General features: G+C 57.2%; 9 protein-coding genes. 4 read left to right on the top strand and 5 right to left on the bottom strand.

What is annotated here, in order from left to right:
• Positions 1-6: 6 nt before the first annotated feature.
• Positions 7-1,458, bottom strand: coding sequence for a Fe-S cluster assembly protein SufB (gene sufB / locus H8E27_02955; GenBank protein MBC8324570.1), 1,452 nt, complete (start codon positions 1,456-1,458; stop codon positions 7-9).
• Positions 1,455-1,925, bottom strand: a complete 471-nt coding sequence (locus H8E27_02950) for a transcriptional repressor (protein ID MBC8324569.1) — start codon at positions 1,923-1,925, stop codon at positions 1,455-1,457. Before H8E27_02950 ends, sufB begins: the two co-directional genes overlap by 4 nt.
• Before the next feature lie 123 nt (positions 1,926-2,048).
• Between H8E27_02950 and H8E27_02945 the strand changes: the two genes are divergently transcribed.
• Positions 2,049-3,050 (top strand): phosphoglycerate dehydrogenase, encoded by a 1,002-nt coding sequence (locus H8E27_02945; GenBank protein ID MBC8324568.1) that lies wholly within the window; start codon positions 2,049-2,051, stop codon positions 3,048-3,050.
• A 40-nt stretch (positions 3,051-3,090) separates the two neighbouring features.
• Here the strand turns inward: H8E27_02945 and H8E27_02940 are convergent, their stop codons facing one another.
• Positions 3,091-7,827, bottom strand: coding sequence for a 2-oxoacid:acceptor oxidoreductase family protein (locus H8E27_02940; protein ID MBC8324567.1), 4,737 nt, complete (start codon positions 7,825-7,827; stop codon positions 3,091-3,093).
• A 196-nt stretch (positions 7,828-8,023) separates the two neighbouring features.
• Between H8E27_02940 and H8E27_02935 the strand changes: the two genes are divergently transcribed.
• Positions 8,024-8,644, top strand: a complete 621-nt coding sequence (locus H8E27_02935; GenBank protein ID MBC8324566.1) for a hypothetical protein — start codon at positions 8,024-8,026, stop codon at positions 8,642-8,644.
• Here H8E27_02935 and H8E27_02930 read toward each other — a convergent pair.
• Complete coding sequence (locus H8E27_02930) at positions 8,641-9,369, bottom strand: YebC/PmpR family DNA-binding transcriptional regulator (protein MBC8324565.1); 729 nt, start codon at positions 9,367-9,369, stop codon at positions 8,641-8,643. The genes H8E27_02935 and H8E27_02930 overlap by 4 nt on opposite strands.
• A gap of 191 nt (positions 9,370-9,560) precedes the next feature.
• On the opposite strand from H8E27_02930, the gene H8E27_02925 reads away from it, so the two are divergent.
• Complete coding sequence (locus H8E27_02925; GenBank protein ID MBC8324564.1) at positions 9,561-10,544, top strand: PmoA family protein; 984 nt, start codon at positions 9,561-9,563, stop codon at positions 10,542-10,544.
• A gap of 36 nt (positions 10,545-10,580) precedes the next feature.
• Entirely contained in the window at positions 10,581-11,882 is a 1,302-nt protein-coding gene (locus H8E27_02920; GenBank protein ID MBC8324563.1) for a PQQ-binding-like beta-propeller repeat protein, read from the top strand.
• Here the strand turns inward: H8E27_02920 and H8E27_02915 are convergent.
• Positions 11,879-13,174 (bottom strand): putative porin, encoded by a 1,296-nt coding sequence (locus H8E27_02915; protein ID MBC8324562.1) that lies wholly within the window; start codon positions 13,172-13,174, stop codon positions 11,879-11,881. The genes H8E27_02920 and H8E27_02915 overlap by 4 nt on opposite strands.
• Between the last annotated feature and the right edge of the window lie 17 nt (positions 13,175-13,191).

Raw genomic sequence — 13,191 nt, 5'->3', positions numbered from 1 at the left:
AAATTCCTATCCCACGCTGCCTTCGAGACTCACGTCCATCAGCGCCTGCGCTTCCATCGCGAATTCCATTGGGAGTTCGCGGAAGACTTCTTTGCAAAAACCATTCACGATCATATTTACCGCGTCCTGCGTTTCGATGCCGCGGGCGTTGCAGTAAAAAATCTGGTCCTCGCCAATCTTTGAAGTGGTGGCCTCGTGCTCGACTTGGGCCGATGGGTTTTTTACTTCAATATACGGGAAGGTATGCGCGCCGCAACGGCTGCCGATGAGTAACGAATCACACTGCGTATAGTTGCGGGCGTTCGTGGCATTCTTGCCCATTTGCACGAGGCCGCGATAGCTATTTTGCCCTTTGCCGGCAGAGATACCTTTGCTGATAACGGTGCTGCGAGTGTTCTTGCCGAGATGAATCATCTTGGTGCCGGTGTCCGCCTGTTGTGCGAGGTTGGCGAGGGCCACGGAGTAGAATTCGCCAACCGAATCGTCGCCCCGTAAAATCACGCTCGGATATTTCCACGTGATCGCCGAGCCGGTCTCCACTTGCGTCCAACAAATCTTCGAGCGTGCGCCTTTGCAGATACCGCGCTTGGTGACAAAATTATAAATACCGCCGTTACCGTCTTCATCGCCGGGGTACCAGTTTTGTACGGTGGAATATTTAATCTCTGCATCACCGAGCGCAACGAGTTCCACCACCGCCGCATGCAGTTGATTTTCATCGCGCATTGGCGCTGTGCAGCCCTCGAGATAACTCACGTGACTGCCCTCATCGGCAACGATCAGCGTGCGCTCAAACTGCCCGGTCTCGGCGGCGTTGATTCTGAAATACGTGCTCAGTTCCAGCGGACACCGAACACCTTTGGGGATATAAACAAACGAGCCATCGCTAAACACCGCGGAGTTGAGTGTGGCAAAAAAGTTGTCCGTGTACGGCACCACCGTGCCGAGATATTTTTTGATCAGCTCCGGGTGCTCCTGCACCGCCTCGGAGAACGAACAAAAAATCACCCCGTGCTTGGCCAGTTCCTCTTTGTGCGTGGTGCCAACGGAGACGCTGTCAAACACCGCATCCACCGCCACACCTGCCAACCGCTCGCGCTCGTGCAAGGGCACGCCGAGTTTGTCGTAAGTCTCCAGCAGCTTGGGATCCACTTCGTCGAGGCTCTTGGGGCGATCCTTATCCTTCGCGCCCGGGGCGGAGTAGTAGCTCACGGCCTGATAATCAATCGGGGCATACTTCACCTGCGGCCAGTGCGGCTCTTCCATCGTCTGCCAATGGCGGAAGGCTTTCAGCCGCCAATCGAGCAGCCACTCCGGCTCATTTTTCTTGGCGGAAATATGGCGCACCACATCTTCGTTGAGGCCCGGCGGCAGCGTGTCGGTTTCGATGTCGGTATAGAAACCCCACTTATATTCCTGCGCCACAAAGCGATCGATGGTTTCGGTGTCCGCGCTCATTTCGTTTTTTCCTTTCCTGAACAATCCGCGCACACGCCGCGCATTGAAACTTCCGAATGCGTCACCTTAAAACCCCGCGGCACTTTGAAACCACTTTGGCGCGGCTTGGACGCGCCTTCGAAATCTGAAATATCGCCACACATTTCACATTGGAAATGCGCGTGCTCATGCATATTCGGGCAGTAACGCGTAGCCGCACGATCGAGGTGCACTTGCTTCACCAAATGATGTTTCACCAACGCATCAAGGCAGTTATAAACCGTGGCCATCGAAATATCCGGCTTCTCCTGTTTGGCGTGCAGAAACACTTCGTCCGCCGTCGGATGATCCAGCTTGTCGAGCAATATGCCGTACACCACCTCGCGCTGCGCCGTAGGCCGAAGGCCGGATTCAACAATGCAACGGCTCACCACCCCGCGATCGCGGCGGGGCGGCACAAATACAGTGCGCGAGGTGACGTCCTTCATGGTTCCGCCAGCCTTAACAATGAGCGGGACGCCGTCAACAATATTTAGAATAATTCTAAATCGCATTCGCAAGAACCTTCCTTTGCACCCGCACCCGCGCCCGCTACACTACCGCCCAACGCCATGTCTTGGAATATCTTAGCCACCCCGGAAACAATTTCAGGAATCGGGGCCGAATCTGCTGATTTTATGCGTAATAACGGCTGTAAAGTCACTGTTGCCGAACCCTTTTGCGCCCAATCAGCGGAAAATTTGCAGCAATTATTGCCACAAATTCAGGCGGTTTATGCGGGGCCGGATGAGTTTTCGGCTGAATTATTGGCGAGTCCGGAGGCGGCTGAATTGCGAATTATTTCCCGTTGGGGAGTCGGTTTTGAACGCATTGATGTAGACGCCGCCACGGCGCACGGCATCGTGATCGCCACCACGCCGGGCATGCTCGATGAGGCGGTGGCGGATTACACCTTCGCACTGCTGCTCGGTAGCGCTCGGCGCATCCACACCGCGCATGCCTCGATGAGCGTCGGCGAATGGGCGCCGCAATGGGGGCACGATGTGCACGGCAAAACGCTGGGCATCATCGGCTGCGGTCGCATCGGCACAGCGGTGGCTCGGCGCGCGACGGGGTTTAATTTGCGCGTGTTGGCGTGTGACCCAGTTCCAAATGAGGCCGCCAAAAAATTTGGCGTGGAATTTGTGCCGCTCGATTCGCTGCTCGCGCAAAGTGATTTTGTTTCGCTGCACGCCGCGGTTACGCCCGAAACTCAAGGGCTCATTGGCGAAGCGCAATTATATTTGATGAAGCCGGACGCGTATCTCATCAACACCGGCCGTGGTGCGCTACTCGATGAAGCCGCGCTGGCGCGGGCGCTGAATGAGGGTGGCATCGCGGGGGCAGCGGTGGATGCATTTGTGGAAGAGCCATTGCCGAAAGAGCATACTTTTCGCACAGCAAAAAATCTTTTACTCGCGCCGCATCAAGCCGCGTTTTCAAATGAGACCGGCCGCAAAGTCAGCGCCGCCTGCGCGGAAGCGATTGTGGATTTGATGCACGGCCAACGGCCAAAGATGGTTTTGAATCCGAAGGTGTTTGATTCGCCTAACCTTCGGGTGCAGTTGCAGTGAGGGTCTGCCGGCAAGATGCCGGCAGCACGTTTAGCACAGTTTAGTTTCCAGCGGCGGTGGCGACTTGTTCGTTTAAGAGTTCCCAGCCGCGTTCGAGGAGGTCGTCGCGGGTGACTTCGCCTTTGTCGACTTTTTCCACGAGGATTTTTTGGGCGAGGTAATCGGCGTTCACGATGCCGGCGCGGCTTTGGAGCATCCGCCACGATTTGCGGCGCTCGATGTGGAAGAGCACCATCTGGCGGCTCACGATGTAGTATTTGACTTTACCGTTTACCTCGGCTTTGAAATACACGCCCCAGTCGGGAACGTAAGCACGATGAGTTTCGTCAAACACGCGGCGGTAAACGACGTCCTGTTGCGTGATGGCGGTAAGCATATTGTCCATATGAATGAACTCGCCGGCTTGTGCCTCGGGAATTTCCTTGAGGTGCAGGCGGAAGCGCGCCTCGGTGATGGCCCAGTGGGCGACGGTGTAGTTATATTTGTCGCCGGTGGAGGGGTATTTGGCTTCCCACCAATCGCGTTTGATTGAGGGATTCCCTTTAAGCTCGAAGCCTTCCTGCAAGGTTTCGCCGGCACGCGGGTTGTAAATGAATTCCGGCATCCCGCGGCTGTCGCGAATCATCCGGGCTTGATCGGCGCTCATATTATCCGCCACGCCGTGCTCGGGTTGGCAGGTGGTGTAGCACTGATAAAACGCGGTGCCGCGATATTCGAGGCCGTCAAGCATCGCCTTGTAAACTTTCGCGGAGTTGGCCATCGAAACCTGCGCGACGTAGGGCGAGCCGTGGCCGGCGGTGAAGGTTTCGGCGACGCTCTTTTTCTCGATGAGCTTGCCTTGGGAGGCCACGCCGAATTGGTTCATATCGTAGCCGCCCAGCATATTGGAGCTGTCGGAATTTTGGCCGCCGGTGTTGGAGTACACCTGCGTGTCGAGCATCAGAATCATCACGTTGGGTTTGTTTTGCAAAACCACTTTGGAAACATTTTGAAAACCAATATCGCCCATCGCGCCGTCGCCGCCGATGGCCCATACCTTGGGCATCTCGCGCACTTCCTGATCGGTCATCTGCGTGTCATCGAGGTGGGTGATCTCAAAATATTCGCGCTCGCTGCTCACGCCATCCTCGCGCTCGAGCAGCGCGGTGGCCAAACGCTCGGGCGCCACCGAACGCCGCGCGTGGTTGAGCATCGACGATTCGCCAAACAGCCAGCTGATGGTGGTGCCGTCTTGAAACAACGAATTCATCCACGGATACGGGTGCGGATTGCTCGGTGGCGTGGAGCCGTACACCGTGTTGCAGCCGGTATGGGCGCCCATATACATCACGCTCATGCCGTTGGCGTGACGACCGTCGATGGCTTGGATGTCTCGGTGGTTAAAGGCGTCCTGACGCAGCACGGCGATGAGCGATTCGATGAGTTCGCTGTCGGCAATGTCGCCGTGCGCTTCGAGGCGATGATCGGTGTCGGCGTCATTCTCGCCGCCGAGCCCCATCACCACGTGGGCGATGCTGCGTTTGTAAAACTTGTATTCCTCCTCGCTGCGTTCCTTGAGCGCCGCGAGGTTGGCCGCGCCGTTGGATTCCAGCTCATTAGCCTTCTCGCGCAGGCGCGCGGCTTTCTTGTGATACATCGGCCGCATATACGCTTCGGTAACGGAGGCCACCGCGCGCAGCACGCTCTTCTCGCCGCAACCGGCACACGCGCCATCGCCACTGACGAGTGCTTCGTAATTGCGACGCACCATCAAATGATTTCGCAGCGCGGCTTCGCGCGAGGCTTCGGGCGTGTCGTCATTGTACAGCCCGAGAAATTTCTGGCTCGTGTCCGGCAGCAACCGGCTGAACACCTGCGCGGTGGTTAGCTCGGCATTGAGGTCGGGCGTTTCCGAAACCATCCGGAGCGCGTCGTGATCACCGCACACCTGTACGCATTCGCCGCAGCCTTTGCACAGGTCAGAAACAAAAATCGAAAAAAGGCCGCCATTGCCGGGGTTCTTCTTTTCCACGCTGCGATAAATTGCGGAGACATCATTATACGCCAACGGCAATTTATCGATGATCGTCACAAACTCTGCTCGTGCGACGTCATCAATGGCAGTCAGTTGATCCACTTCCGACCGCAAAATATCCTTGAACGGCTCCTTACCTTTGCTGGCAACATTCTCGTTCATTCGCGCGCGACAACGATCGTCGAGGCCTTTCACTTCGTTAAGCAGCGCCTTTTGCGCATCCTTATCGCCCACGTAATTTCGGATGGCCGTAACCAAAACCGTGCTGACATCCTGCGCGGTATTGGGCAGCGCCGTGTCCGGACAAGCGGTGATGCACTCCATACATTGGGTGCAATTTTCCGCGATATAAACTGGCGTCTCGCGGCGGGCCACGTATTTGCTTTGCGTGGCACCACTGCCCGAGCCCATCACGCCCAAGCTCGCGAAGGCTCCGGCGGGTTGGTGGTAGCCGAGTTCATTGCGGAACTCGGAATCAAATTTCTCCATCGTCTGGAACGGCGCGCGTTCCTGTTCTTCCGGCATCGCGCAGCTGGGGCAACCGCTGGCGTCGCAGCCGGCTGTGCCGGGCATTTCGTGATCGGCGGCGGTGTGCGGGGCGAGCATCGGGTTGCGCATACTCGAAGTGTCGGCGTCTTCAATCTCACCATACTGAATTTCTGCCACACGCTCAAAGCCGCCGAGCATCACTTTCATGTTCGACTCCACGACGGCCTTACCGAAGCGGCCAAACTTTTTCTCGTACTGATCGTGCACGATTTGGTGGTACTCCTCCTCGCCGAGGTTGTGATCTTTAAGAAAACTGGAGACGCGGAAGAAGGCGCCGAGGAATGAGTTGCCCTGCATTCGCAGTTGGAGATCGGCGCGGGTGGTGGCGTCGCGGGCGATATCAAAGCCGGGCAGAATGAACACGCGAATGTTGTTCTCTTTAATATAGGCGCGATGATGCGCGGGGATGCGTTGCCACGCCGTCTCGGGCGTTTCGCTGGATTCCCAAACGAGGCTGCCGCCTTTGTTGATGCCCTCAAGCGGATTGCAGTGCGTGAAGGCTTTGGGATCGCAACACAGCACCACGTCCACGTGGTTGAGTTCGCAGTTTACGAGAATGCGCTCGGGCGCGACGGTGAGAAAATAATTGGTGGGCGCGCCTTTTTTCTCCGAGCCATATTTGGGGTTGGCCATAATGAAGAGCTTGTCTTCGAGTTGGCCGAGGTCGTCATAGCTCGGGTTGCGTTCGGAAATGATTTGGCCGAATTTGCCGACAATTTCGCCGAGGTTTTTGCCGGTGGTAATCATTCCCCAACCGCCGATGGAATGGAATCGCACCGCGATTGCGCCGTTGGGCAGCAGCGAGGGGGTGTCCTTGGAAATGACACTGTACGGGTGGTCGATGCCGAGCGTGAAATAGGATTCGCCGTCCTCGGCGCTGCGGCCGTCTTTGCGTTTGGTTTGGCCGGTGGCGAATTCGTACGCGCCCAGCGAATGTTCGGGACGGAAATCGCGTGAGCCCATTCCGTAGCTGCCGCGAAAGATGCGGGGCATTTCGGCATCGGTGAGCGAAGGCAAATCGCTGCCGTGTTTGCCGCTCTCCAAGCCCTTGGAAAGCGCGGTGCGAATGTCGCGGCCGAGCGGGTTGTCGCCGGCCAACGCCTCATCGGTGCGCTCGATGATGATCACGTTTTTCTTGCCGCGCAGCGCGTTGATCACCGCCGCCTCGGGGAAAGGCCGGATGACGTTGATGTGGATGGAGCCGACTTTGGCGTTGCGTTGCTCGCGCAAATAATCGCAGGCGCTTTCCACATTTTCAGCGGCGCAACCGAGCGACACAAACACGGTGTCCGCATCCTCAGTGCGATATTCCGAAATGAGTCCGTAACGGCGGCCAGTGAGTTGGGCAAATTCCTCGTAGCATTGCTCGAGCATCCCGAGGATGGGTTCACTGAAATTATCGCGGCGCGCGATGCAGCCGTTCATATGATGCTCTTGGTTTTGAACAGGGCCGAGCAACACGGGGTTTTTCAGATCCATCATCTCCGGCACGCGACGGCGCGTGGGGCCAAAGAGCTCGCGCTGGGCGGGCGTGGGGCACTCGATAATCTCATCAGGCGCGCCCAGATATTCGCGCAGCAAATCCGCTTCCGGCGCGCGATAGGTGCGCTCGGAATGGGTGGTGAGCATTCCGTCCTGAATATTCATTCCGGGGTTCAACGCGATCTCGTTGCACTTACGCAGAATGACCGCCTGGTCAGCGGCTTGTTGGGCGTCGCGGCCTACCAGCATCGTCCAGCCGGTATCGAGCGCGGCGTAAAAATCGTCGTGCCCGCAGTGGACATTGAGCGCGTGCTTGGTCAGCGCGCGCGCGCCAACCTCCACCACCATCGTGGAGAGCTTGCCCGGTGCGTGGTAATACTGCTCCATCGCGTACACGATGCCCTGACCGGAAGTAAAATTCACCGTGCGCTTGCCGGTGACCGCCACAGCGGTGGCTCCGCCTTGCGCGGCGTGTTCGCCTTCGCATTCGATGGCCAGCTTTTGGTTGCCCCAAACATCCAACGCGCCCTGCGCGAACGCTTGTTGATAAATCTCGCCGCCTTCGGTAGAGGGCGTGATGGGATAAAATACGCCGCCTTCGGTGATGCGTGTTTCCACCCATTCGGTCACCAATTGGTTGCCGTTGCAGGTGACGGGAAAGCCGGGGTACTTTGGCTTGTCACCGGTTTGCACGGCGGCGGGAGTTTCTTGTTCTATAATTTGTTCTGGCATGTTGAAATCTTTGGGTTACTCAAAAGCAAAGCAGCCGGAGCTGGTTATTGACTACACCTTGTTTGCATCATCTCTTGTCCCAATCGAACGGGACGCTTTGCGGTGGCCAACGGTATCAGCGCAAAAACGATGAATCAACTCCAATCCCGCGCGCCGTTTTATTTACAATTGCCCTGTTTTTCGGCAAAATGCGGGGGTGCAAAATGGATTGGACATCGACGCGCTGCCCGCGGGCGGGCTGCATCCCTACGCCGCGCAGCTCGATGCGCTGGAGGGGGTATTGTGCGTGGATAGCATTTCGCGCGCGCTCGGCACCGCCCGCGTGGGCACGGTGTTGGAGCTTTCCGTGCTGCTCGAGCGCTACCGCGTAACGCTGCTCGAACCGGTGGAATTGCCCGCCGTCGCCGCCGCTCATCGGCACGCCGCCCGCGGTGAAGCGCTGGAACTCATCGCGCTCGATGAATCCCTCGCGGGCACACACCCCGAGTGGCTCCAACTCGCGCCCGCCAGCCAACGCTTTGGCACCGACCACCTCAAACGCCTGCAACCGCTGCGTGATGAACGCGTGGTGCAACGCTTCCTCGACGCCGCCCGCGAAGGCCGCGCGCCGGCCAATCATCCTCTGGTGTTTGGCCTCACGATGGCGGTGTTCTCAATTGCCCCGAGGCAAGGCTTGGCCGATTACGCGCAAAGCGCCCTCGAAGCCGTGGTGGCCACCGCGGCCGCAAAATTGAAGCTCACCCAAACCGACCGCGAGCAACTCATTAGCCGCTCCCAAGCGCGCCTGCCCGAGGCGATCGAGCGGATGGTGGCTTAACCCTCCAACTCTGCGTTGGAATAAACTTCCTGCACGTCGTCGTGGTCTTCCAGCAAATCCACAAGGCGATCCACTTTTCCCAAATCCGCTTCACTTGAAATCGGCGCGCTCATTTCCGGCAACGCCGTAATTTCCGCTGACTCCATCGCGATGTCTGCCGTTTCCACCGCCTTATGCACCGCCTCAAAATCATTTGGCGCAGTAAGAATTTCGTAGCCCTCCTCCTCCACCTTAAAATCCTCCGCGCCCGCTTCCAGCGCCAATTCCATCAGCACCTCCTCCTCCGCATTGGCACGCGCAATCATAATTTGCCCTTTGCGATGAAACAACCGGCTCACCGATCCCGCCGTGGCCAGCTTGCCATCATTGCGCGTGAGAATGGCGCGAATGTCCGCCGCTGTTCGGTTGCGGTTGTCCGTGGAAACCTCACAGAGAATCGCCGCACCGTGCGGGCCATAAATCTCATAGGTGAGATCCACAAAACTCGCCGACTCGCCATCGCCCGTGCCACGATTGATGGCGCGCTGGATATTGTCTGCCGGCATATTCGCCCCGCGCGCCTTCAATAACGCCAACCGCAAGCGCGGATTCATTGCCGCATCGCCACCGTGCAGCTTCGCGGCAATCGTAATCTCCCGCGCAATTTTCGCAAACACCTTACTGCGCTTGGCATCCATGCGCGCCTTGGTGTGCTTAATATTCGCCCATTTACTGTGTCCGGCCATAATCGAAAAAGTGAACGCCGAGTGAACACCAAGAGCAAGGAAGGCTCAAGTTCCAATGACCAAGAAACCCAAAACCCAAATTGGTTTTTGGGATTTGGAACATTCCTTGGGAATTGGAAATTGGGCCTTGGAGATTCAATGACAAGCTTGACCCACAGCCCCGTACAGGCATCATCAGCCCGCACCATCTTATGAAACAAATCTTCACTCTATCCCTATTGCTCGCGTTCAGCGCGAATGCCGCGAAATGGACCGTCGAACCCGCCGCCAACCCCAACGCGCCCGGCCAAGGGTTGGCCGTTGCCAAGGGGGGTAAACCGATCGCACATTTTGTTTTTGGCGAGGGCCAGAAAAAACCCTTCCTGCACGTGTACGGCACGAAAGGCGAGCTGCTCACCAACCCCGGCGTGGGGCCCGATGGCAAAGATACCGGCAAATATCCGCATCATCGCGGCATTTACATTGGCTGGCGGGTTCTCGCTGGCGAGGGCACATACGATTTGTGGCACATTCACAAGGGCGAAATTATGCGCGTGAAAAAAATCTCAAGCGCCAAGGCTACCGACGACGGCGTCATCATCGTAGCCGACATTGAATGGCGCACCGGCAAGGTGGGCAAAGAAGATGTGCTGCTGCTTTCCGAGACGCGCTCGCTCGCTATTTCACAAAATGCCGACGGTCGAACGGAAATTGATTTCCACACCGAGCTAACCGCCGCGCGCGATCTCACCCTCGGGGGCGATTTGCAGCACGCCGGTTGCCACTTCCGCGCCCATGCTGAGGTAGCCGCGAAAGGCACGAAGTTCACCAGCTACCTCTGGGAACCGAAAGGCAAAACAGCCGGCAACGGCAAAGTGCTCAGCAACGATTGGCAATGGAATCGCCTACAATTCAAGCTTGGCAACAATTGGTATAGCGCCACGCAATTCAACGCGCCCAATCAACCGGTCGAAGAACTTTCCTGGCGCAACTACGGTCGATTCGGGTTCTTCTTCAAAAAGAAAATGAAACAAGGCGACGTGCAAAAACTCAACTACCGTTTCCACATCGCCCCCAGCGAACAGCCCGCAATGGAATCCTTCCCGCCTCAAGTTTCCAAGGAACAGGAAAAACGCTGGCGCGCCGCCGCGCAACAGGCATACACCCAATTTTCCAATTGGGTGGTGAAGCAATAACTCAAGCCCTCCGTCCAATTTTTAACCGAACAAACTATGATCAAAAAAACCACCTTCCTTCTCGCCGTCCTTGCCCTGAATGGCTACGCAAACGACTGGCCTAACTGGCGTGGCCCCAATCATAATGGCGCCACTGACGCGGCCGGTCTCCCGGTGAAATTTTCTAAAACCGAAAATATCGCCTGGAAAGTGACTATGCCCGGGCCCAGTGCAGCCACGCCAATTATATCGGGCGACCGCGTGTTTGTGTCATCCACCAATCCGAAGGCGAAGGAGCTGCTGGCACTATGTTTCGACCGCCGCACGGGCAAGGAAATCTGGCGACGCGTCGTGGGCACGGGGTACCAACTCGATGACCGCAGCAACTACGCCTCGCCCTCGCCCGTCACCGATGGCGAAGTGGTGACCTTCTTTTACGGCAATGGCGACCTCGCCACGTTTGATTTGGAAGGCAAAAAACTATGGGCCAAAAAAATCCAAGGCGAAGAAAACGGCTTTGCTTTTCAGTGGACATTCAGCACCAGCCCATTGTTACACGGCGGCATTCTTTATCTGCAAATCCTCCAGCGCGACACCGGCGTGCGCGGGCACGGCAAAGCCAATGGCAACGAGAGCTATTTGCTCGCGCTTAATCCGAAAACCGGCAAGCAACTCTGGAAACACAACCGCCCCTCCAACGCCAAAGCCGAAAGCCTCGAAGCCTTCAGCACGCCAATGCCGTTCACGCACAATGGCCGCAAAGAATTGGTCATCGTCGGTGGCGACTGCCTCACGGGGCACAACCCCAAAACCGGCGAGGAACTCTGGCGCTGGGGCACGTGGAATCCCTCGCGCATCGGACACTGGCGCCTGGTGCCCTCGCCCGCCGCGGGCGGTGGCGTGATCCTCGCCTGCGCGCCCAAAGGCGGCCCCGTATGCGCCGTCAAAGCCGGTGCCAAAGGCGAAGGCCAGTTGGCGTGGAAAAGCGCTGGGCGCACGGATGGTGTGACCACCGACGTTTGCTCGCCTCTGTTTTATGAGGGGAAATTTTTCATCATTTATGGCGAAGGGCGCGACAAAATTCTCTCCTGCGTAAACCCCGCCAACGGCAAGGCCGAGTGGCAAACCAACCTCGATAGCCGTGCCAAAATCCGCACCTCACCCACGGCAGCGAACGGGAAAATCTACTTGCAAAACCACGCCGGCGAAGCCTTCGTGGTGGACGCAAAAAAAGGAGAAATCCTGCACCGGACAATGCTCGGCGAAAAGGGGGATGACCTCACCCGCGCCAGCGTGGCCATCGCGGGGGGGCAATTGTTTATCCGCACCAATGGCGCACTATACTGCGTTGGGCGTTAGAACGAAAAGATCACGTCGAAGGAAAATCGATGTGTGGTTTTGTTGGTGCCGCTGACGTCGTTTTTGATGGCGTCGGTGATACCCCAGCCAAAGCCAAGCTTCACATTGTCGTAGAGCTGATAGCGTCCTTTGATGAGGCTGCCTTCCACATTGGTGCCATTGTAATATTTGTTGCCGTTGCTGCCGGAGACGTTGCGCGCCCCGAAGGCGCCGAAGTCCGAATCGGTGAGCCCGTGCCAGACGGCGTCCTGTTCGAGATGGCGCCATTCGTAGCCTATCTCCCATTCTCCTGCCTTCTTGGCGCTGCCGTATTTCACGCCAAAGCTATAACCAGTATCCTCGCCGCTTGCCGCTGCAGCGGGGTTGTTCAGATACATGGCGGAAAATTTGACCGGCCGCGCCCAGCCTTTGTACGTCAGCGCGGCATCGATGAAATAGGGATTGAAGTTGGATGCGACATTGTTGCCGCTGGTCTCTGAGTTACCTGCAGAATCTTTGTGCGCAACACCAGAAGATCCAACGGTGTCCGCCTTGATTTGATCAGCATTAAAAAGCCAATAACTGCCAAGGCCGAACTTGAGCTCGGTGTGGTTGGAGAACTTATGCTCGCCGGTGATCTGGCCGATCAACATCCCGTCATCGCCGTGGGATGATTCATAAATGGAATGCCAACCGCCGTGCAGTCCCAGCGGCATTCCGCCCGCGGTGAGGTCGTAATGCAACTCGGCGCCTTCGGGGGTATAATCGGTGTCGATGAGGCCGCTGCTGATCATCCAGCCATTTTTCGAATGGTTGGGCATTTTGCCGCCCATCACGGTGAATCCGTCGCGGCTCCATTGGGCGTAGGCTTGGTCAATAGCGAGCGTGTCGTTGTGGCCGGCGTCGTCAAGGGTTTGGTTCGTGGAAATGGGATTGTCTGTGCTGCCGCTGGCAATGCGGAAGCCGACCTTCATATCGTTTTGCAAATCCGCAATGGCGCCGTAGCGGAAGCGATAGCGAAACCGATTGCGCCGCGACTGGCTTCCGGCGGCCCATTCCTGATGCTTCATTTCGTAACGCAGACGGAGATCGCCCTTGAAGGTGATGCTGTCCACCCAACTTTTGGGTTTGCCTGCATTTTCGGCATTTGCTTCGTCACGGAGTTCGCCGGCCTCTGCCTCGGTGAGGATGCCTTTTTCTACGAGCTTTTTCAGAAGGCTTTCGGAAGATTGTGCCCCGGCAGTTTCCGTCAGCGCCACCCCGATAATAACGGCCACAGTAAACGTCTTGGTTAATTTGGTTTTCAATTTCATTTTGGTGATTTGTTTGG

This window comes from Limisphaerales bacterium (genome assembly GCA_014382585.1).
Classification (GTDB): Bacteria; Verrucomicrobiota; Verrucomicrobiia; order Limisphaerales; family UBA1100; genus JACNJL01.
This window is presented reverse-complemented; position numbering and strand designations above follow the sequence as displayed.